This window comes from Hymenobacter sp. BT188, from assembly GCF_014333585.1.
Taxonomy (GTDB): domain Bacteria; phylum Bacteroidota; class Bacteroidia; order Cytophagales; family Hymenobacteraceae; genus Hymenobacter.
Map to the genome: position 1 here is coordinate 268,418 of NZ_JACSCW010000003.1, position 20,524 is coordinate 288,941.

General features: G+C 53.8%; 17 protein-coding genes. 16 read left to right on the forward strand and 1 reads right to left on the reverse strand.

All coding sequences use genetic code 11. From position 1 onward, the window contains the following. Positions 1 to 169: 169 nt before the first annotated feature. The 5 genes from H8B13_RS09265 (at position 170) to H8B13_RS09285 (ending at position 8,028) form a co-directional block, all read left to right on the forward strand. The gene (locus H8B13_RS09265) at positions 170 to 1,615 is read left to right on the forward strand and encodes an IS1182 family transposase (protein ID WP_261990298.1); all 1,446 of its coding nucleotides are present in this window, start codon (positions 170 to 172) and stop codon (positions 1,613 to 1,615) included. Between the two features lie 223 nt (positions 1,616 to 1,838). After that, a complete protein-coding gene (locus tag H8B13_RS09270) occupies positions 1,839 to 2,762 on the forward strand; it encodes an MBL fold metallo-hydrolase (protein ID WP_222841390.1) in 924 nt (307 codons plus the stop codon). A 457-nt stretch (positions 2,763 to 3,219) separates the two neighbouring features. Beyond that, positions 3,220 to 4,638 carry an FAD binding domain-containing protein gene (locus H8B13_RS09275; RefSeq protein ID WP_187310526.1) on the forward strand — a complete coding sequence of 473 codons (1,419 nt, stop codon included), beginning with the start codon at positions 3,220 to 3,222 and terminating at the stop codon, positions 4,636 to 4,638. Between the two features lie 149 nt (positions 4,639 to 4,787). After that, positions 4,788 to 7,094 carry a xanthine dehydrogenase molybdopterin binding subunit gene (locus H8B13_RS09280; RefSeq protein WP_187310527.1) on the forward strand — a complete coding sequence of 769 codons (2,307 nt, stop codon included), beginning with the start codon at positions 4,788 to 4,790 and terminating at the stop codon, positions 7,092 to 7,094. After that, a complete protein-coding gene (locus H8B13_RS09285; RefSeq protein WP_187310528.1) occupies positions 7,060 to 8,028 on the forward strand; it encodes an XdhC family protein in 969 nt (322 codons plus the stop codon). Before H8B13_RS09280 ends, H8B13_RS09285 begins: the two co-directional genes overlap by 35 nt. Before the next feature lie 136 nt (positions 8,029 to 8,164). Here H8B13_RS09285 and pucL read toward each other — a convergent pair whose 3' ends face one another. Continuing rightward, a complete protein-coding gene (gene pucL, locus H8B13_RS09290; protein WP_187310529.1) occupies positions 8,165 to 9,010 on the reverse strand; it encodes a factor-independent urate hydroxylase in 846 nt (281 codons plus the stop codon). 57 nt (positions 9,011 to 9,067) lie between these two features. Here pucL and allB point away from each other — a divergent pair, with 57 nt between their 5' ends. The 11 genes from allB to eboE all read left to right on the forward strand — a co-directional run bounded on the left by allB (position 9,068) and on the right by eboE (position 20,498). Then, positions 9,068 to 10,444, forward strand: coding sequence for an allantoinase AllB (allB, locus tag H8B13_RS09295; RefSeq protein ID WP_261990299.1), 1,377 nt, complete (start codon positions 9,068 to 9,070; stop codon positions 10,442 to 10,444). Positions 10,445 to 10,448: 4 nt separating this feature from the next. Then, complete coding sequence (locus H8B13_RS09300; protein WP_187310530.1) at positions 10,449 to 11,693, forward strand: allantoate amidohydrolase; 1,245 nt, start codon at positions 10,449 to 10,451, stop codon at positions 11,691 to 11,693. 6 nt (positions 11,694 to 11,699) lie between these two features. Beyond that, positions 11,700 to 12,446: a (S)-ureidoglycine aminohydrolase gene (gene allE / locus H8B13_RS09305; RefSeq protein WP_187310531.1), complete on the forward strand. Its 747-nt coding sequence runs from the start codon at positions 11,700 to 11,702 to the stop codon at positions 12,444 to 12,446. 101 nt (positions 12,447 to 12,547) lie between these two features. Continuing rightward, entirely contained in the window at positions 12,548 to 13,135 is a 588-nt protein-coding gene (uraD, locus tag H8B13_RS09310; RefSeq protein WP_261990300.1) for a 2-oxo-4-hydroxy-4-carboxy-5-ureidoimidazoline decarboxylase, read from the forward strand. Then, the gene (uraH, locus tag H8B13_RS09315) at positions 13,132 to 13,470 is read left to right on the forward strand and encodes a hydroxyisourate hydrolase (protein WP_187310532.1); all 339 of its coding nucleotides are present in this window, start codon (positions 13,132 to 13,134) and stop codon (positions 13,468 to 13,470) included. Before uraD ends, uraH begins: the two co-directional genes overlap by 4 nt. A gap of 47 nt (positions 13,471 to 13,517) precedes the next feature. After that, positions 13,518 to 14,954 carry a DUF6986 family protein gene (locus tag H8B13_RS09320; protein ID WP_187310533.1) on the forward strand — a complete coding sequence of 479 codons (1,437 nt, stop codon included), beginning with the start codon at positions 13,518 to 13,520 and terminating at the stop codon, positions 14,952 to 14,954. A gap of 164 nt (positions 14,955 to 15,118) precedes the next feature. Then, the gene (locus H8B13_RS09325) at positions 15,119 to 15,991 is read left to right on the forward strand and encodes an EboA domain-containing protein (protein WP_187310534.1); all 873 of its coding nucleotides are present in this window, start codon (positions 15,119 to 15,121) and stop codon (positions 15,989 to 15,991) included. A gap of 61 nt (positions 15,992 to 16,052) precedes the next feature. Further along, on the forward strand, positions 16,053 to 16,958 hold the full coding sequence (locus tag H8B13_RS09330) for a TatD family hydrolase (RefSeq protein WP_187310535.1): 906 nt from the start codon (positions 16,053 to 16,055) through the stop codon (positions 16,956 to 16,958). A 12-nt stretch (positions 16,959 to 16,970) separates the two neighbouring features. Then, positions 16,971 to 17,882 carry a UbiA-like protein EboC gene (eboC, locus tag H8B13_RS09335; protein ID WP_187310536.1) on the forward strand — a complete coding sequence of 304 codons (912 nt, stop codon included), beginning with the start codon at positions 16,971 to 16,973 and terminating at the stop codon, positions 17,880 to 17,882. A gap of 137 nt (positions 17,883 to 18,019) precedes the next feature. After that, positions 18,020 to 19,177, forward strand: a complete 1,158-nt coding sequence (locus H8B13_RS09340; protein WP_187310966.1) for a 3-dehydroquinate synthase — start codon at positions 18,020 to 18,022, stop codon at positions 19,175 to 19,177. Positions 19,178 to 19,226: 49 nt separating this feature from the next. Further along, positions 19,227 to 20,498, forward strand: a complete 1,272-nt coding sequence (eboE, locus tag H8B13_RS09345; protein ID WP_187310537.1) for a metabolite traffic protein EboE — start codon at positions 19,227 to 19,229, stop codon at positions 20,496 to 20,498. Positions 20,499 to 20,524 lie beyond the last annotated feature (26 nt).

Below are 20,524 nucleotides of genomic sequence, written 5' to 3' on the forward strand. Positions count from 1 at the left end.
ACGGCCTTTGATTTGGCTGGGGGGCTTTTTTTTTATGCAATCGTTATCGGGAACGTTGCCGGTAGACTGGTGCTGCTCGCTTCCTAGTGGAATAACTTAGTTTATGTGGCTGTTGCAAAAGTCAACTTCATGGGGGCGTGCGGGTTGGTAGCATATGCTCGGCTTTCACATGATCCAGACTTCGCTGCTGAAACTGGTGCCCGCGCGCCATTTCTACCAGCAACGGCTGCCGACCGTCGACTTCCGCTTCGTGCGGCCACTTTTTGCGCCTTTCTATAGCACGGGCGGGCGGCCCTCGCTCGATCCCGTCGTATTTGTCAAACTGCTGCTGGTCGGACACTTAGAAAATATCACCTCCGATCGCAAGCTGCTGGAGCTGGCGCAGTTGCATCTGGGCATCCGCGCTTTTCTGGGCTATGATCTCGCGCAGCCCTTACCATGGCACAGCACCCTGTCGCGGACGCGGCAACGCCTGCCGGTGGCCGTCTTTGAGGCCTGCTTTACCCAGGTAGTGGGGTTATGCATCCAACAAGGTCTCGTCAGTGGTCATACCCAGGTGCTTGACTCAGCGTACATCAAAGCCAACGCCTCGATGAGCCGCCTCCAGCCCAAGCGTTCCAGTGGGGCTGCGGAGGCGGGCCCCACACTGGGGGATGGCCAAGCGCCACGCATCACGGCTACGCTCGACCGCTTAAAGCAACTCCAGCGCTTCCACGCCGCGATCCTCAAAGCCGCGCCGAACAAACCGGGACGACTCGTCAGCAATCTTACGCACTACAGCCCTTCTGATCCCGAGGCGCGCATTGCTTTCAAGTCGAGCAAGCCCCGCATCCTGGCCTATACTGCCAGTGTGAGTGTCGATGCCGCTCAACACGTGATCACCCACATCCATGCCGACCTAGCCGACTGGCGCGACAGCCGCTATCTGCTCGCTATGGTCGACGCGACCCAGCAGCGGTTGAACACCTTTGGGATGGGAATGACCATTGTCGTCGCGGATGCGGGCTACTGTTCGGGGGAGAACTACGAGCAGTTAGAGGTGCGGGGCCTGACGGGCTATATTCCGGCCCATGGCGGGTATAAAAGCGAGCACGCGGGCTTTACCTACGATGCCGCTACGGACAGCTATACTTGCCGTCAGGGCAAACAACTGCCCTTTAATAAGATCTTTGTTGATCCGCAGGGTAATGCGAAGAAACGTTACATGGCCAAGGCCGCCGAGTGCAAGATCTGTCCGTTAGCCGAGCAGTGCAAGGGCAAAAAGGCCAAGGAGAAGCGGCTACATCATACGCCCTACAAAGCCCACTACGAGCGCATGTTAGCACGCCTAGCCACGCGAGTCGGCCAAGGCATGCGGCGGCTCCGCTCCGCTACCGTCGAACCAGTGTTAGGCCGCTTGATTAACTACTTTGGCTTGCGCCACCTCAGCCAGAAAGGCCAAGCTGGGGCCGCCAAAGTCATGTATCTGGCCGCGATGGCCTATAACCTGAAGAAGTGTCTACGCTTTAATTCCTTCCAGCCCGGTGGGTGGGGAATCGCGCTCCCAGCACCGGCGCCCTTTCGTTGGCTTCTGCTCTACTTTTGCAACAGCCACGGCCTTTATACGACCTCTTGACTGACCCCGATCTGTTTGGGACGCGCCACCTTCCTGCGGATCCGCTGGCCAGCTTGCAGTCTGCGCGAAATATGATACCTTCAGTAGTCGCCGGTCTCGGCGCCTCCTATCCTCTCGGGGTGCTACAGGTGTGCCACTGCCGGATGGGGTATCTGCAGTTCGCATCCTTACCCTGGCCGCCATGCTCTACCTGCTTTCCCGCCTTGTCGTCCTCGCCGCGACTTTGTTGAGCTGGGGCGCTGCCCCGGCCCAAACCTTGAAGGTGACCTTGCTGGGCACCGGAGCGCCCATTCCCCGCTTCGACCGGTTTGGGCCCAGCATCTTAGTGCAGGCGGGGCCGGCCACCCTGCTCTTTGACTGCGGGCGGGGCGCCACCCAGCGCCTCTGGCAGCTCAAAATTCCGCTGGGGGCGGTCCAAACCGTGTTTTTTACCCACCTGCATTCCGATCATGTCGTCGGCTTTCCCGACCTCTGGCTCACGGGCTGGCTGCCCACGCCCTTCGGAGGGCGCGCCGTGCCCTTGCAGGTGCTGGGCCCGACTGGGACAGTGGCCATGCTGGCGGCCCTGCAGCAGGCCTACGCCTGGGATCTACGCGTCCGCTCGACCCAGGATGTGCCCGCCCCGAGCAGCGCCCTGGCAGCCCGTGACATCACCCAAGGCGTGGTCTATGAGCAGGCCGGGGTCAAGGTCACCGCCTTTGCCGTGGCCCACGGCGAGCACCTGCAGCCCGCGTTGGGGTACCGGGTGGACTATGCTGGCCGGTCCGTGCTGCTCTCGGGAGATACGGGCTTTAGCGAGAACCTGATTCGGTTTGGTCAGGGCGTCGATGTGGTGGTGCACGAGGTAGCGGCCGCAACGCAAGAGCTGCTGCAGCAATCCGAAACAGCAAAGCAAATCGTAAGCTACCACACTCAACCCGAAGAGGCAGGGAAAGTCTTCACCCGTATTCATCCCCGGCTGGCCGTCTATTCCCACATTGTGCTGCTCTCGACAACCCCGAACCTGCCGCCCCCGGGGGCCGAGGTGCTCGTGCCCCGTACCCGGACCACGTACGCTGGCCCCTTGGAGCTGGGCGAGGACTTGATGACCATCGAGATTGGCGAGCGCATCACCGTGACCCGCTTCCCCCCGTCTGGAATACGATAGCCCAGTCGGTTGAAGCGGGAAGGAAGGTCGTATAAGCCGCGTGGCTGTTGCAAAAGTCTGGCAGTAGACTGAACACCGGTTACTTGAACCTCCATCCGCTGTTAACGAGGGGCCATCCTCCAGCCTTTTACACTCTTACAGCTACCAATGCGACCCTTTAGATTCTCTGCGGGGTGTTTTGCAACAGCCACTTATATTCGGTTAAGCTAGAATTAAAAGCTTGGCAATATGGCTCATATTAATACCTGCATCTGGTCGTGACAGCTTGCGGTAATATGGATAGGCTGACCGTCGAACTACTCCTGTCGTCTCCGTGCCTATGACTTTATCAGCGGAAACCCAATAGCTGTCATCGCGGCTACTCTACTGTTCTGTAGCCGCGTTTTCTCTACTCAGCCACTCACGATTATCTCACTCAAATCAAGTAACTTCCGCAAACACCTCAAATGCTTTTCCCTTGCTGAAGTTTATTCTCAACAATCAAGAAGTAGATACGGACTTGCCAGCGGGTACCGTGCTGCTGGACTTTGTGCGCTATCATCAGCACCTGCCGGGCACCAAAATCGGGTGCCGGGAGGGCGACTGCGGCGCGTGCACGGTGCTAGTGGGCGAACTCGCTGAGAATCAGGTGCGCTACCGTTCGTATACTTCCTGCCTTACGCCCCTAGGCAACGTGCAGGGCAAGCATGTGGTGACGGTAGAGGGAATAAACATGGATGGCCTGAACCCGATTCAGCAGGCCATGGTAGACGAATCGGCGACGCAATGTGGGTTTTGTACGCCGGGCTTTGTGGTTTCATTGGCAGGTTTCTGTTTAAGCGGGCAAAAGCCAACCACGCAGAACGCCATAGCCGCAGTGGATGGCAATATCTGTCGGTGCACGGGCTACAAATCCATTGAACGGGCGGCTGCAAAAGTTGCACAACTGTTGGAAGCAAGAGAGGGAGAGGAGCCCGCAGATTTTGTAACTCAGCAGCAGATTTTGCCCGAGTATTTTACATCAATTAAAAGCCGTCTGCGGGCGCTGGCGGCGGATAGCGCACCCAATGGGCACGTTCTGAACGGGGCACTACAGTTTGTAGGCGGCGGCACCGATCTATATGTGCAGAAGCATGACCAGATGAAAGAGTTGGCTGCTCGTTTTCTGTTCAATCAGGCCGACTTACAAGGGATTGTTCGCCAGGAAAACCGCTGCGTAATTGGTGGCGCGGCTACAGTGAGCGACTTAGCCGAGTCGGCGGTAATGCAGCAGTACTTTCCTGCGTTTCGTCCGTTTCTGCGGCTGGTGTCATCCACACCGATCCGCAACATGGCCACCGTGGCAGGCAACTTCGTCAACGCTTCCCCCATTGGCGACTTGACGATTATGTTCCTAGCGCTGGATGCGCAACTCGTGCTCAGCGACGGGCATACGGCGCGCGAAATTCCGTTGCGTCAGTTTTATAAAGGCTACAAAGTTTTAGAAAAAGCCCCCCAGGAGAATATTACGGCCATCTGGTTTGAGCTGCCTGCTTCAGCTACCCGCTTCAACTTTGAAAAAGTAAGCAAGCGCACTCATTTGGATATCGCCAGCGTCAACTCGGCCTGCTGCTTTACGGTTCGAGATGGCTTACTTATAACAGCTGCAATTTCGGCCGGTGGCGTAGGCCCCATTCCTATGCTTCTGCACAAGACTTCCGAGTTCTTGGTAGGCAGGGAGGTTTCGGAAGAGCTTATTCAGAAAGCGCTGGAAATAGCGCAGACCGAAATAGCACCCATCAGTGACGCCCGCGGCACTGAATCATACAAACGCCTCCTGTTAAATCAGTTGATTAAAGCTCATTTCTTGGCACTGTTTCCACAGTTGAATGTGCAGGAATTGATGCGGCAGCCATAAACCTTCCAGAAATAGAACGTCATGCAGGGCGGAGCGAAGCATCTCGCGTGCGGTCGTTATATTACTGCTCTCTCATCAGCACGCGAGATGCTTCGCTACCGCTCTGCATGACCGCCTTTAACGGCCGTTAATTATAAGTCACTACCACAATGAAAAACATAGATTCTGGTAACCATACAAAGGGGCAGTCAGTCTACCTGGATGACATTCCGTTGGTGGCCGGGACTCTATTTGGAGCTGTATTTAGTTCGCCGGTCGCGCACGGGCACATTCAGCAGCTGCATTTGACGGAGGCCGCGCAGCACCCCGGCGTGGTGCGCATTTTTACTCGCCAAGATATTACCGGCGAAAACCAGATTGGCGGTATCATACCAGATGAGCCGCTGCTGGCGGAACACGAAGTAGATTTCTGCGGAATGCCCATTGCTTTCGTGGTGGCAACGTCGGATGAAGCAGCGCGCGCGGCGGTGAAGAAAATCAAGGTTGATATCACACCGCTGCCGGTAATTACCGACCCGCGTGTGGCGCATGCTCAGGGTGAACTGATTGTGCCGCCCCGCACCTTCCGCCTCGGCGATACCGGGCAAGCTTGGGAGCAGTGCGAGTATGTGTTTGAAGGCACAGCTGATACCAACGGCCAAGAACACCTCTATATCGAAACGCAGTGCGCGTATGCTATTCCGCAGGAAAACAGCGAGCTGAAAATTTATTCTTCGACCCAAAGTCCCACAGCCGGGCAGCGTATGGCGGCGCGGGTGCTGGGCGTGCCCATGCACCAGCTGGAAGTAGATGTGATTCGGCTGGGGGGCGGTTTTGGGGGCAAAGAGGATCAAGCCAACGCTTGGGTAGCGCTGTGCGCGCTGGCCGCGCATCATTTGCGCCGCCCCGTGAAATATGTGCTGCACCGGCTAGAGGATATGGCCATGACCGGCAAGCGCCACCCATACTCTTCCGACTTTAAAATCGGACTGGATAAAGACCTCAAAATCGTAGCCTACGAGGTTGACTTCTACCAGAATGCCGGAGCCGCTGCCGACTTATCGCCGGCCATTATGGAGCGGACGTTGTTTCACACCACCGGGACCTATTTTATCCCTAATGTGCGGGCCACGGCTTTTAGCTGTCGCACACATTTGCCCCCCAATACGGCCTTTCGGGGTTTTGGTGGTCCGCAAGCTAAATTTGTGATGGAGGCCGCCATCGCTACTGCTGCTGAAAAGCTTGGTATAGAGGCCTGTGTAATTCAGAAAAAGAACCTAAATCAGACTGGCGACGAGTTCCCTTTCGGGCAAAAAGCCGTGAGTGAGGCGCACGTTTGCTGGCATAAGGCGGAGGAGTTATACGACGTGGAAAAGCTGCGGCAGGAAGTTGAAGCATTCAATGCCGCTTCTATCCTCTACAAAAAAGGCTTGGCGCTGATGCCGATTTGCTTTGGTATCTCGTTCACTAACACGTCTATGAACCAGGCGCGGGCGCTGGTGCATGTGTATTATGATGGTAGCGTGAAAGTGAGCACCGGCGCCGTGGAAATGGGGCAGGGCGTGAACACGAAAATGCTGCAAGTGGCGGCCCAAACCTTGTCCATCAGCCTCAGCAAAGTGCGGGTGCAAACCACCAGCACCAACCGCATCGCCAATACGTCGCCGTCCGCCGCCAGTGCTACCGCTGACCTGAATGGCAAGGCCGTGCAGCTGGCTTGCCAAGCCATCGTGCAGCGGCTGAAAGAGGTTGCTGCTCAGGTGCTGCAAGCACCCGAAACTGATATTGAACTTCGGGATGAACAAGTGCTGCTCAATGGCCAGGAAACAGAGCTAGACTGGAACAAACTGGTTACAGCCGCTTTTTTAAAGCGCGTAAGCTTATCTGAGCACGCGCACTATGCCACGCCGGAGGTGCACTTCGATAAAGCTACTGAGAAAGGCCATCCGTTCGCTTACCACGTCTACGGCACTGCCATTACTACCGTGACCGTGGATTGCCTGCGTGGCACGTATCAGGTAGACGCGGTGCGGGTGGTGCATGACTTTGGCCGCAGCATAAACCCCGCCGTTGACCGTGGGCAGATTGAGGGTGGCATCGTGCAGGGAATAGGATGGATGACGCTCGAAGAACTGCTTTACGACCCAGCGGGCCGGTTGCGCTCCAATACGCTTTCCACCTACAAAATTCCTGATATCTATTCGGTACCGAAGGAAATTGCCATTGAACCCTTGCAAACCGATCAGGACAACCTCGCTATTTTCCGCTCCAAGGCCGTAGGCGAGCCGCCATTTATGTATGGAATTGGCACCTATTTCGCCCTGCGCAACGCCATTAAATCCTTCAATCCAACTTCCCCCATCGCCTTTGATGCCCCGATGACCCCCGAGAAAGTGTTGCTCGGGTTATATCCGCAGTCGGCCATCGGCACCCCACAAGTATATGAACGGAGCCTGCGCCACGTGGCTGCTTCTTAGCGAAAGTTTGCGCCGGGGCGTTCCGGCCATGCTGCTATATGTGGTGCAAAGTCAGGGCAGCAGTCCGGGCCGGCAGGGGTTTGCAATGAGTGTGGATGCACACGGCGCTATGCAGGGCTCTATTGGGGGCGGCATTATGGAGCACAAGCTGGTGCAGCTGGCCCGTGAGCGCCTCACGCAGCCATCGTCAATGAGCTCATTGCACCGCCAGATTCATAACAAAAAAGCCCCCCAGGACCAAAGTGGGATGATTTGCTCTGGCGAGCAAACTGTGCTGCTATACCCCGTGCGGCAAACGGATGGTACCGCCATTCAGCAATTGCTCTCAGCGCTCCAACACGAGCAAACCGGCACGCTGACCCTGACGTCGGGGGGCATTTTTTTCGAAGCCAATAAGCAGCCAGCGCAGGATTATTTGTTTCGGCCGGAGCCCGAAGATGCCTGGCTGTATGAGGAAAAAATAGGTCATAAACACCAGCTGCACCTCATCGGTGGCGGCCACTGCGCCTTGGCTTTATCGCGCTTGTTGCAGTCGCTCGATTTCCGGGTTCACCTCTATGAAGACCGACCGCAACTCAACACGTTCTTAATTAACAGCTTCGTTCACGAGAAAACGACCGTCGCCAGTTACGCTGACCTACGAGAGCTTATCCCCGACGGCGAAGATCAGTACGTGGTTGTCATGACGGTAGGCTACCGCACCGATGATATTGCCGTGCGGGCGCTGCTGGGCAAGAAGTTGCGTTTTCTAGGTTTGTTAGGCAGCCAAAAGAAGATAGAAAAGATGCTTGCTGACTATCAAGCAGCGGGCATTCCGCCTGAGCAACTAAAGCGCTTACACGCCCCTGTTGGCCTGCTCATCAATAGTCAAACACCCGAAGAAATTGCTATCAGCATCGCCGCTCAGTTGATTACGGTGAAGAATGCGAAGTGATTAATACCCTACCGACCGTCATGCAGAGCGAGAGCGAAGCATCTCGCGTGCTGATGTCTAATTACTAATTCTGCTAAACACGCGAGATGCTTCGCTCTCGCTCTGCATGACGTTTGGGGGGCTTTTTTATAGCCATTTACTCGCGCACTACAGTACCCGTGATATAGCCGAAGGGCTCATCCGTAGCGATGAAAATCTCGTTGTTATTCTTCATCCCAAACTGCTCTAGGTTGAAAGGAATATGGTGCTTGTTAGGCATGATGAGGCTGACTTCTTTGACCACCTCATTTTCCAGCAGAATTTGCTCCCCAATGGCATATAAAGTGTGCTGCACCGAAAGGCTCTTCTGCCCGGCAAATGTGCGCAGCAGCAACGTGCGAATTTTTTGGTAAGTGGCTTCAAAATTCAAGTCTAGAGTCGTGTATTCCCAGGTTGCTTCGCATTTGGTAGCCAGAATGCGGTCCGTAGTTTCTTTCAAAACGGTGTACTCGTCTTGGATATACTTCTCGAAAGCTGAATCGGTGGTTTTTAGCAGCAGTAAATCTTGGAGACCAACGGACACCTGCACACCTTGGGCGGTCTGAGTGATGATAGCGCGGCGCTTTTCTGAGCTGCCGCCCGTGAAGGCGTGTGTGTGCGCTTCCCCATCGAAAGCCATGCGCTGCCAACTATGTTCTACCAACTCGATTCTGACCTTGCTTACCTGCGGATTTCGCGTGAAAAAGAAATTGGCCAAGTGAATTCCGAATGCTTCGATAGTGGTGGTGAAGTGCTCTTTGGCCAGCGCATACACCGTATTCTTCTGCGTGTCGGTGGGGAGAATATTGGAATTGTCGCCGAGGGTGTGGGCTGTTTCGAACTCGCCTTCGAGTGCCACACTTACCGAAATCTGGCGAAACTCGTGGTGGTCGGCGTGGCGGATAATCTTGGAAAGATTAATCGCATTTTTGCCGTAGGCATTGATTCCTAGTTTGATACCCATTCTCGTTGGCTGGTTACGCATGGAAAGATTTCCAATCTAGAAAATTATCCTGCTAGATTGAAGGACCAATCTTGTCCATCGCCCATTCTGCCCCCTCGCATGCTGGAAGCAGCTATAAAAAGTAAAAACGTAGTGACGCCGCAGGGTATACTGGAGGCGCTGATCTTGCTTCGGGATGGCCAGATTGTGGATGTGGTGCCTGCCACTACGGCTATCGATTGCCCGATTATCGACGTGCATAATCGGGCGGTGCTGCCCGGCGTAATTGACCCTCACGTACACATTAACGAGCCCGGCCGCACCGAGTGGGAAGGCTTCAACACAGCCACCCGCGCCGCCCTAACCGGCGGCCTGACCACGCTGGTGGATATGCCCCTGAACTCAGCGCCAGTGACAACTTCAGCCGCTAACCTGGGGCTGAAGCTAGCTGCTACGAAAGGTCAGCTGCATACCAACTGCGGATTTTGGGGCGGCATTGTGCCGGGCAACGCCAGTGAGATAGAAGGGCTGATTGATCGTGGCGTGCTTGGGTTCAAGGCGTTTCTGACCCATTCCGGCATCGACGATTTTCCTAACGTCACCGAGCAGGACCTACGGCAGGTGATGCCGATTCTGGCCCGCTACGGCCTGCCGCTGCTGGTGCACTGCGAGCTAGCTACCGACAACGAAGCGTGGAAAGCTGGGGATAAACGGTCTTACCAAAATTACCTCTCATCGCGCCCTAAACAATGGGAAGATGACGCAGTGGCGCTGATGATTCGGCTGTGCGAGGAGTATGATTGCCCTACGCACATCGTGCATTTGTCATCGGCCAACTCTATTGCGTCGATTGTGGCGGCTAAGGCCAATGGGTTGCCACTGACCGTAGAAACCGCTCAGCACTACCTGTTTTTCAACGCTGAAAACATTAATGACGGGCAGACGCAGTTCAAATGCGCTCCGCCTATTCGGGAGCAGCCCAACAATGATGAGCTGTGGGGGGCTTTACAGGCTGGTATTATCGACTTCGTAGCCACTGACCACTCGCCCGCACCACCCGATTTGAAGCAACTGAAAAGCGGAGATTTTACCACGGCCTGGGGCGGCATTGCGTCGTTGCAACTGGCCCTGCCCGTGCTCTGGACCGCCGCCCAAAAGCGTGGCGCCAATCTGACGGACCTCGTTCGGTGGTTAAGCACGAACCCCGCGAAACTCATTGGCCAGCAAGCGCGCAAAGGCCAAATTGCCGAAGGCTTCGATGCCGATCTGCTGGTGCTGGAGTCAGATCAAACTTTTACTGTCACGGCTGATATGCTGCAACATCGGCATAAAGTGTCGCCTTATATTGGGCAGGAGCTGCGCGGGGTAGTGACCCAAACGTTTCTGAAGGGGCGACAAGTGTACGATCACCCCAACTTCACGCACCTCAATCAGGGTGAAATTATTACGCGCTAGTTGCATGGATGCCTACGTACACCGCGCGGAGCAACTCTTACAGCGCATTAACACCCTGGCCGCCATTAGCGAAGACCAAAGCTGCGTAACGCGCACCTTCGGTACGCCTGCTTTTCTAGCAGGCAGTGCTTTGGTAAAAAGCTGGATGGAAGAGGCCGGGCTCGAAACTCGCATCGATAGCATCGGCAACGTGCGTGGCCGACTGGTTAGCCCACGGCCGGGAGACAAAACCTTCGTCATTGCCTCCCATATTGATACGGTGGTGAATGCTGGCAAATTCGACGGGCCGCTAGGCGTACTGCTGGGACTAGATTTGCTGGAACAGCTCGTGCAACGAAGAGTCGAGCTACCGTTTCATATTGAGCTTATAGCGTTCAGCGACGAGGAAGGCTGCCGGTTTCATACCACGTATCTAGGTAGCAAGGTTGTGGGGGGCTTTTTTGAGGCTGACTTACTCCAAAAACGTGATGCAACTGGTATCACTCTGGCGGAAGCCGTGGCAACCATGGGCGGCGATACGCAGCAGCTTACGCACGATGCAATTCCCGCCGATAATTGGTTGGGTTACTTTGAGGCTCACATTGAGCAAGGCCCGGTGCTGTACGAGCGTGCCATTCCGGTGGCCCTCGTAACTGCCATTGCCGGGCAGCAGCGCGTTGAAATGGTCTTCAAAGGCATGGCCGGCCATGCGGGCACGGTGCCGATGAACATGCGGCAGGATGCGCTGTGCTGCGCCGCCGAAGCTATTTTGGCTATCGAGCAGTTTGGCCAAGAGCACCAGCAGACGCTGGTTGCGACGGTGGGCAAGCTCGATATTCGTTACGCGGCCAGCAACGTGATTCCTGGCGAAGTGGTGTGCAGCCTTGATCTGCGGAGTGCGGATGAATCGCGCTTGACTTGGGCCTATCATATGCTACAAGAAAAGATAGAGGCCATTGCGCAGCAGCGCGATATCACGCTGACCTGGAACCTCATTCAGCAGACGGCACCAGTGACGTGCGATGCTACCTTAAACAGCCTGCTGGCTCGCGCCATTGCCTACTCCGGCTACCCAGTAATTCCGCTGGTCAGCGGGGCCGGCCACGACGCTGTGCCGATATCCAAAGCCGCGCCGGCTACCATGCTGTTTGTGCGTTGCTTTAAAGGCATTAGCCACAACCCTTTAGAGAACGTGGAACTGACCGACCTGGCGGCCGCGCTGCGGGTCGCCGAGCGTTTCCTAACCCAACTCATTTCCCACCATTCGTAATTCCCTATGGAAATTTCCGCCTTAACCCGCTCTGTCGTCAAGCGCAATCATGCCGTTATTAGTCCTGATGGCTACATCAATAGCAACGTGCCGGGCTGGACGGGCTGCACTGTGAATGTGATTATTAATGAGCAGATGGGGGCTCGGCTTTGCCAAACGCTGGTGACGTTACAGGCTGGGGGGCAATTAGTTGGCAAAACGCAGGCGTCGCAGATTTTCTTCTACGTAGTAGAGGGTCAGATTCAAGTCAGCGTCGATGGCCAAGATCGGGTGCTTTCCACCGGCGAGTTTGTGTATGTGCCTGTCGGTAAGGAATACCGTTTCGAAAATCCCACAGTTGGCACTCAGATTCTCACCTTTCACAAAGTTTACGAGCCGCTGGAAGGCCACGAGGTGCCCGGCATACTGTTCGGTGAGAAGGACGACACAAAGGCGCCCATCTACATGAACGATGAGGCTCTGCGCATTCAGGTGTTGCTTCCCGACCACCTCGGCTTTGATATGGCCGTGAATATCTTCACCTACCAGACGGGGGGCAATTTGCCTATGGTCGAAACCCATATCATGGAGCACGGCTTGCTGTACCTCCAAGGCCAGGGTATCTATATGCTTGACCAAGAATGGTATCCCATCAAGAAAGGCGACTCTATCTGGATGGCGCCCTATTGCCAGCAGTGGTTCACCGCCATGGGCAAAGAACCCGCCGTGTACATCTACTACAAAAACGTCAACCGCTTCCCCACAGTGGTGTAGATTATAATTCTATAGGCATTCATGCTAAAGAAGGTCATGCCGAGCGGAGCGAAGCATCTCGCGTGTTTAGTTAGATCAGTAGTCCCACTACCGCGAGCGAGATGCTTCGCTCCGCTCGGCATGACGCCATTGAGTATGACCGCCTTTCAGCTTTATATAGATTGATAAAAATGACTTTAGATGAACTCAACAACCTACCGAAACCCGCGCTTATCGAGACCCTGCGCCAATGTTGCTGGAGCACAGCTTGGGTTGAGGCTATGGCCGATAGATTACCGGTGCCGGATAAGGAAACATTGTTTGAGCAAGCCGCTAGCATCTGGTACAACCTTTCGGAGCACGATTGGCGGGAGGCATTCACCCATCATCCGAAGATTGGAGATATCAACTCATTGAAAGAAAAATTTGCTGGCACTAGCACTAGCACTAGCGCTTGGGCCGCTGGCGAGCAGGCAGCGGTGCAACACTCTTCCCAAGTGGTACTGGAGGCTTTGGCTGAAGGAAATACCCGTTACGAGGAGAAATTCGGGTATATTTTCATCGTCTGTGCCACTGGTAAATCGGCGGAGGAGATGCTGGCGCTGTTGCAGGCACGGCTACCCAACCAGCCCGACGAGGAAATGAAAATCGCCATGGGCGAACAAGCAAAAATCACTCACATTCGGCTGGAAAAACTATTAGCAACATGAGCCAGATTACCACTCATATTCTCGACACTACCAGAGGAAAACCTGCTCAGGGCGTAGCTATTGCCCTTTACAGCCAGCATGCGGAGACGTGGCAGGAACTGGCTCGCAGCACAACTAACTTGGATGGTCGCGTTGCGGATTTGCTACCGGAAGGGGAGTTGTTAGCGCGAGGAATCTACAAGCTAAAATTCTTCACCCAAGAATACTTTGATCAGCACGCAACTACCGCTTTCTATCCTTTTGTGGAGATTGTCTTTGCCGTTACTGCGCCGGAGCACTACCACGTACCGCTGCTGTTGAACCCCTTTGGCTACTCCACCTACCGCGGTTCCTGAAGCTGGAAACTGGCTGTTCCCATCCCATCCAAATTTGCCCCCCGCTTATGAAGCTCAGCATACAAGACTCCGATAAAGAGCAATTATTGAATCAGCTCGGCGTCGCTAACCTTAAGTTTCAGCAAACTTATCCCGGCGACAAGCCCGATCGGCAGCCCGTGCACACGGTGTACGGCGGCGCCAACCTGTTTAAATCGGATACCTGCGTGCGCATGGGCGACATTGCCCTGAACAACCTCCGCACCTACGCGCCCAACTTTGTGGAGCTGGCCAACGTGCTTCAGCTCAAAGGCTACGAGCACTTGCCGAAATCGGGGAAAGATATTGCGGAGCTAACAGCCAAGCTGGACACCCTGACGCCGGAAGAGCGCAAAAAAGAAGTGGCCTGGCTGGCGTATTCGGTGTACAATAAGATCCTCGCCAAGCTCAAAGCTGAACCTGTCGAAGACTTCCGGATTGACTTTGAAGACGGTTTCGGTAACCGCCCCGACGCAGAAGAAGATGCCACGGCTGTGCAGGCTGCCAACGAAGTAGCCATCGGGATGCAGAACGGCACGTTGTCGCCGTTCATCGGCATTCGCATCAAGCCGTTCACCGAGGACTTGAAGCAGCGTTGTGTTCGGACGCTGGATATTTTTCTGACGACCCTGCTGGAAAAAACCGGCGGAAAGCTGCCCGAAAACTTCGTGGTGATGCTGCCCAAAGTGACGATTCCGGAGCAGATGACGACGATGGTGCGCTTGTTCGAAATCCTGGAAAAGGCGAACAATTTGCCCCCCAACACCTTGCGGATGGAAACCATGGTAGAAGCCACCCAAATCATCATGGATGAGGAAGGCCGCAACCCGCTGATGCGCATCATCCGGGCCGGTGAGGGCCGTTGCATTGCCGCTCACTTCGGCACCTACGACTACACGGCTTCGGCCGGCATCACGGCGCGCTACCAGACCATGGCGCACCCCGTCTGCGACTTTGCCCACCACATGACCAAAGTGGCGCTGGGCGGCACCGGTATTTTCCTCTCCGACGGCGCCACCAACGTAATGCCCATCGGTCCGCACCGGGGCGACAACCTGACATTTGAGCAGCAAAAGGAAAACCGCGAATCAGTACACAACGCGTGGCGGCAGGGTTTCCATCACACCACGCACTCTCTCATCAACGGCCTCTACCAGGGCTGGGACCTGAACCCGGCGCAACTACCGATGCGCTACGCGGCTACGTATGCCTTCTTCCTGAGCAGCTACGAGGACGCCGTATTTCGCCTGAAAAGCTTCGTGGAGCGCGCGGCAATTTCCACGCTCACCGGCGACATTTTCGATGATGCCGCTACGGGCCAAGGCTTACTTAACTTCTTCCTGAAGGCACTTAACTGCGGGGCAATTACGGAGGAGGAAATCACTGCCACCGGGCTTACGAAGGAGGAAATTAATACTCGCTCCTTCTTTCGCATTCTGGAAAGCCGCCGCAAGCATAAAGGATAGCCCGCTTTTTACGCCTGCCTTTTAATTTAGGCTCGACAGCTTGATAGTACCAAAAAAAACACTAATTATACAAAAGATGACTAGCTACTAGTTATTGAGCCCTCGCATGTTCAGATAGGCTCTAACAAGTTACTGATTGCCCTAATCATTATATCTGGGTTAACATGCAGTTAGATGCCTACACATCTTATTTATCAGCAATTCTGGCCGCAAATCAGACGGAAGCAGGCGCTGCATGGCTGCACAAGCAGATAGCAAGCTTACACTCTGAAAAAGCTTTCTATTTAGCCTTCAGCCAAGTTCCTCGTTTTGTAGGAAAGCAGCCTCTGTACCTGACAGTGGATCAACTGGCCGAGGCCGCACAGTTACGTCCAGGGTTTAATCCTGGGTTGTGGACAGTCGATCAGGTGGCGCGCACGTTGCTGCTGCTGAAGGTCCCGCACCATAACTCAACCGCATATTCCTACCTTTTAAATGAGCTTTTTAGTGTAGCTGATTTAAGTGAATTAGCCACGCTTTATGCTGCGCTACCACTTTTGCCTTATCCAGAGTCACACCGCGAGCGGGCGGCGGAAGGGGTTCGCACCACGATGACGAGTGTATTCGACGCCATCGCGCTGAATAATCCTTATCCCCACGACTATTTACCAACTGAGGCCTGGAATCAGATGGTGCTGAAGGCAGTGTTTAATGCGCGGCCACTACATCGGATTTATGGGTTGGACAACAGGCGTAATGCAGCGCTGGCGCATATGCTCATCGATTATGCGCATGAGCGCTGGGCTGCTGGTCGGGCGCTCACACCGGAGGTGTGGCGGTTAGTAGGCCCTTACCTCACAACTGATAATATGCCTGATGTTGAGCGGTTATTTCAAAGCTCAAATGAGTTGGAAAACCAAGCTGGCGCTCTGGCATTGGCAGAAAGTAATTCACCGGAAATCAAAGATATGTTGAGTCAGCACGCAGACATAGAGATGAAAATAAGGAGTGGCGATTTCACTTGGCAAAGCATCGGAGAAAGAGCTTACAAAGCTTAAAAGCCAGTATGCTTTACAACCTTTTGTATACGCCTGATCAGTTACCTAAACCCCCTAGAGTATGTTATTTATCGATCCGCACGTGCACATGACTTCCCGCACTACCGATGATTATGAGGCTATGCGCAATGCAGGAATTGTGGCCATTATAGAGCCGGCGTTCTGGATGGGACAGCCTCGTACGCAGGTTGGCACCTTTAAGGATTATTATAGCCACCTAATTGGCTTCGAGCGGTTTAGGGCTAGTCAATTCGGGATTAAGCACTACTGTACTATCGGCCTGAATTCTAAGGAAGCCAACAACGAAGCGTTGGCCGAAGAAGTCATGGAGCTACTGCCCTTGTTCGTCTGTAAAGAGGGCGTTGTTGGCGTGGGCGAGATTGGCTACGATGACCAAACTGCTGCTGAGGATAAATACTATCGGCTGCAGCTGGAACTAGCCAAGGAAGTGAGCTTGCCGGTCCAGATTCACACACCGCACCGCGACAAGAAGAAAGGCACCCTGCGCAGTATGGAGGTAGCCCTAGAGCATGGGCTGGACCCTTCAATGGTCATTGTTGACCATAACAATGAAGAGACGGTGCAGGATGTACTCGATCGGGGCTTCTGGGCGGCTTTTACTATTTACCCACACACCAAGATGGGTAATGAGCGCATGACAGAGATAGTCAAGCAGTACGGTCCTGAACGTATTTTCATCAATAGTGCCGCCGACTGGGGCATCAGCGACCCGCTGGCTGTACCCAAAACTGCCCATTTGATGCTAGAACGGGGTATTCCGGCCGAAACGGTGCGCTTAGTTACATATCAAAATGCGCTGGAAGCATTTGGTCAAAGTGGGCAAATGCAGGAAAGTGAGTGGCTTACAACAACCCAGATTGATCAGAGTCAGAAGTTCTCTGGCAACTCGATTTTGCGGGGCGGCCAAACTCCCAAAATTGACTCTGACACCACTATCATTCGTTAAAAGCCCGTCGCTATGAGTCGATTCTTTGCCCACCTTGTGCTAATGCGACCTGCCAATATCATCACGGCCATCGCCGATATTCTGCTTGGCTTTGCGGCATCGGGCTCGGTCCAAATGATCTTACATGATGGCCCTGCTTATTCATCGCATCCTCAGCTGACCAACTTGTATTGGCTCGTGGCAGCTACCATAGGCTTGTATGGCGGCGGCGTAGTGTTCAACGACGTATTCGACGCTGACCTTGACAGAAAGGAGCGCCCCGAACGCCCCATTCCTAGTGGGGCGGCCAGCCGCCTGAGTGCTAGTCTACTAGGTGCGCTGTTGTTGCTGGCCGGCGTGGTGGCTGCGTTCCAGGTTTCCAGCACCAGTGGCCTGATAGCCCTAGTAATTGCCGTTTTGGCCTTGGTGTATGATTCGTTTAGCAAACACTATTCAGTGCTGGGTCCGTTGAACATGGGAGCATGTCGGGGGGGCAATTTGCTGCTTGGCTTAAGCGCTTTGCCCGCGGCCGTGGGAGAGTATTGGTATCTGGCCTTGCTGCCGATCGTGTATATCGCGGCTATTACGGCTATCAGTCGGGGTGAAGTGCACGGTGGCGACAAAAAGATCCTGCTGGGGTCGGTTGGCTTATACAGCCTGGTTATTGGCAGCATTTTACTCCTGATGGCCTTGCCGCAGATCAATGGGTTGTACACAATCCCATTTCTGGCTTTATTCTGCTACCTCATTTTCCCGCCCCTTTTTAAGGCAATTTCTTCTTTAAAGCCTCTTGACGTCCGCCTGGCGGTTAAAGCCGGAATTATGGCGTTGATTCTACTCGATGCTACGATAGCCGCTGGCTTTGCTGGTTGGTGGTATGGCCTGATCGTTCTGGCCTTATTTCCGCTTTCCCGGTTGCTGGCCAGAGTGTTTGCTGTAACTTAAGAACCAGTACTTTATACTACTTTAAAAAAGGCAACCCTATTCCGTTGAAAAACGATTTTAACCTTCTCTTGTCTCAGTTTTGAATAGGTAGAGAAGAACGCTTTTCGTGCAGTAATTTACTTCTGTTCTACATGCATATTTCTCCTCTGAAGCAGCAATTTCAGGTTGCTTTTTCTTATGATGTTCATTTTACTGAGGGCTTGTTTAGCGCGCACAATAAGCTGATTCGTGATGTGCTCTCGCAGGATGGAGGAGCCGAGCCACGCAAAATATTCTTTGTAGTTGATGATGGGGTAGCTGCACAGCATCCGCAACTTATAGGTGCTATTACGAACTATGTCGACTCGCATGCGGAAGTCATGCAGCTTAGCGGCCCGATTACCGTAATTCCGGGCGGTGAACAGTGCAAAAACGAGCCGGCACTGGTGCAGCAGTTGCTCGATGCTGTCAATACTTACCACATCGACCGTCACTCGTATTTTGTGGGAATTGGGGGTGGAGCCGTTCTGGATTTGGTTGGGTACGTGGCCTCAGTGGCCCATCGGGGCATTCGGCATATCCGCATTCCTACCACAGTGTTGTCGCAGAATGACTCGGGTATTGGTGTGAAAAACAGTGTTAATGCTTTCGGGAAGAAGAATTTCCTCGGGAATTTCTCGCCGCCCTACGCTGTCCTTAACGACTTTGAATTCTTGCTGACGCTGGAAGATCGGGACTGGCGGGGTGGTATTGCGGAAGCTTTAAAAGTGGGTCTGATTAAGGACGCGAAGTTTTTTGCGTTTATTCAGGATAACGCGGAAAAATTGGCTGCTCGCGATATGCCTGCCATGCAGTATTTAATTCACCGCTGCGCTGAAATGCACTTGCAACACATAGCCGGTGGAGACCCTTTTGAGCAAGGTTCTTCCCGGCCACTGGACTTTGGACATTGGTCGGCGCATAAGCTTGAGCAGTTGAGTAATTACCGCATCCGGCACGGCGAAGCAGTTGCCATCGGAATTGCCTTAGATTCAGTGTATTCACATTTGCAAGGTCGAATCAGTGATGCTGAATTAGATCAGATTATTTCCGTTATCCGCACACTGGGTTTTGACTTGTATGCACCTGAAATGTCGGCGCATTTGGAGGACGCTTCGCATCCGCAAAGTATACAGCATGGGTTGCAGGAATTTCGGGAGCACCTGGGGGGCAAATTGACCATTATGCTGCTGGAAAAAATAGGCCGCGGCGTAGAAGTCCACGAAATGGATGGACGACTGGTGGAGGAGGCTGTCAGAAAACTGCAGCAGTACTAATCAGCGGCCCAAATGGTAGTCGTTGGCGTTAACCTCGGGACTATAAGCTATGGAAATTCAGAACGGCTATCAGCTCACGTATTGCACTAATATCCACCCTGGCGAAACCTGGGCTGCTGTTTTTGAGAGCCTGCAGATGTATGCGCTGCCCGTGAAGGCGCGCGTTTCACCCAATAAACCCTTTGCAATTGGCTTGCGCCTTTCTGACGTTGCCAGCAAAGAATTGGAGCAAGGCGAGCAATTAACGGAGTTCAAATTGTGGCTGGCGGAGCACGATTTGTATGTGCCCATTATAAACGGGTTTCCTTTTGGCAGCTTCCACGGAGAAGCGGTGAAAGATGACGTGCATCGGCCCGACTGGACAACACGCGAGCGTTTAGAATACACCAAACGCTTAGCCCGTCTGCTCGCATTTTTGTTGCCTGAGGGGATAGTGGGGGGCATTTCTACGTCGCCGCTCTCCTACAAACCGTGGCTGGCGGGCAATGCACAGCAAACCCAAACGGTGTTGCAGAGTAGTACCCAGCATCTGGCGGAACTGGTGGAAGAACTCGTCAGAATACGGGCGCAATCTGGGCGGCATATTCACCTCGACATTGAGCCCGAACCAGATGGGCTGCTCGAAACGTCAGCAGAATTTATTGATTACTACGAAACGTATTTGCTGCCCCAGGTTTCAGGTCATTTAGAAGCACAGCTTGGGATAAGTCAGCAGCGCGCAGTTCAAGCAGTTTATGACAGCGTTCAGCTATGCTACGACGTGTGTCATTTTGCTTTGGCCTACGAAGATCCTGCTGCCGTGCTGGAGCAATTAGCGGCCAAAAGAATCAAGGTTGGGCGCGTGCAAATCAGTGCCGCGTTGAAGGCAGATTTGCCCCCCAATAGTGAAGAGCGACACGCTTTAGCTCAGCAATTCAGCGCTTTTTCTGAATCTACTTACCTGCACCAGGTGCTGGTTCGTAACTACGATAATAGCATTACCCAATATCCCGATTTGCCGGCCGCCTTACCTCATATTATGGACGCGCAGGCTACGGAATGGCGCTCACACTTTCACGTTCCCGTTTTTCTGGAACGCTATAATTTGTTGCAGTCCACGCAGCCGGAAATACAGAAAATATTACGGTTGTTAGCCGCGCAGCATTTTACTACTTATCTGGAAGTTGAAACCTATACTTGGGAGGTGTTGCCGCCTGAAATAAAGCAGGATTTGGTGTCCTCTATCGAGAGAGAATTGAACTGGGTAAAGCAAAATGTAGAGCTGTCTGAACTACAGTTAAACGAGTCAGATATCACTTATAAAATGGGCGTATCCGCATAAGACATTATTAGCGGAATTACATCGAA